Raw genomic sequence first — 1,649 nt, forward strand, 5'->3', positions numbered from 1 at the left:
CCGTAAATATATCCGTTTTCGGCCGCATGAAAAATACAATATAGCAAATCTAAAAATTAATAGGTTTTTGAATATGTAGGGCATGACGGAGATGGCCGCGATATGCTTGTTATGTAGCTATTGAGTTCTTTTTTAAATGCGAATATTAATCTTTCTGTAAGAATATGCTTTTTAATGTTTTGCAAATGCAAAGATTGACGGTAATATATGGCTTCCATAAAAATGATTGGTAGGTATAACAGGCCGTCTGAAGCCTGAGCCTGTCTAATATATAGGAGAACTCATAATGTCCGGTCAAAAGCCATCTTCTGCCGAGAAAACTTTCTTCGGCCATCCTTTGCAATTATCCACCCTATTCCACATTGAGCTGTGGGAACGCTTTTCCTTCTACGGTATGCAGGGCATCCTGCTGATTTATCTATATTACGCCGCGAATCAAGGCGGTTTGGGTATGGATAAGGCTTTGGCCGGCGGTATCGTTGGCGCATACGGCGGCAGCGTTTACCTGTCCACCATTCTCGGCGCATGGTTGGCCGACCGCATTTGGGGCGCGGAACGTACCCTGTTTATCGCCGGTATCGTCGTGATGACCGGCCATATTTTATTGGCGATTGTGCCGGGCTTAATGGGATTGCTGTTGGGCTTGGTGTTTATCGCGCTGGGCAGCGGCGGCGTGAAATCGTCTGCCGGTTCGATGGTCGGCTCTTTGTATGAACGGGACGACCTGCGCGAATTACGCGATGCCGGTTTCTCCATTTTCTATATTTCCATCAATATCGGCGGTTTCTTAGGCCCTTTGTTGACCGGTATTTTGCAAGACAGAATGGGTTTCCATTACGGTTTCGGCGCAGCGGCCGTCGGTATGGCATTTGGCCTGCTGTGGTATTCGCGCGGCCGTAAAAACCTGCCGCATACTCCGGCTCCGAATCCGTTGCGTCCTGAAAAGATACAGACTGCAATAGCTGTCGGCGTGTTGCTGGTTTTGGTGTTGGGCAGCGTGATTGCTTCCGGCGTGCTCAATCTTGAGAACTTTTCACGCTGGCTTTTGGGCGTGGTCATTATCACCGTTATCGCTTATTTTGCACGCTTGCTGGGCAGCAGCCAAGTTGAGGCAGCCAATAAACGTTACATCATGGCCTATATTCCGCTGTTTTTGACTATTTGTATGTTCTGGGCGGTTTGGTTTCAGGTGTACACCGTTGCAACGGTTTATTTTGACGAAACGGTTGACCGTACTTTCTTCGGCTTTACCGTGCCTGTTTCATGGAAAGATTCGATACAGGCCATGTGGGTGGTTCTCTTTTCCGGCGTGATGGCCACGGTGTGGACGAAAATGGGCAAACGCCAACCTAAAACGCCGTTGAAGTTTGCACTGGCCATGTTGGTAACCGGCGTCTCTTATTTGAGTTTTATTCCGTATATTTCATCTGGAACCCCGATGCCGATTATCGTGTTTATGCTGGTGTTGCTGGCGATTACGATAGGCGAGCTGATGCTGTCGCCGATTTCGCTGTCGTTTTCCACCAAAATCGCACCGAGCATGTTCAAAACACAAATGGTTGCTTTGAATTTCTTGGCATTGTCCATCGGCTTTACCTTGGGCGGAGTGTTGTTTAAAGACTACTACAATGCTCAGTCGCCATTGGATT

The 1,649-nt window shown here is 47.9% G+C and carries 1 protein-coding gene; it reads left to right on the forward strand.

Annotation, left to right across the window (positions count from 1 at the left end; translation table 11 throughout):
• Nucleotides 1-286: 286 nt before the first annotated feature.
• On the forward strand, nucleotides 287-1,649 hold a 1,363-nt coding region (locus tag ACTHUE_RS18205; RefSeq protein WP_440424113.1), incomplete at its 3' end, for an oligopeptide:H+ symporter.

The organism is Neisseria sp. P0021.S005, from assembly GCF_051956955.1.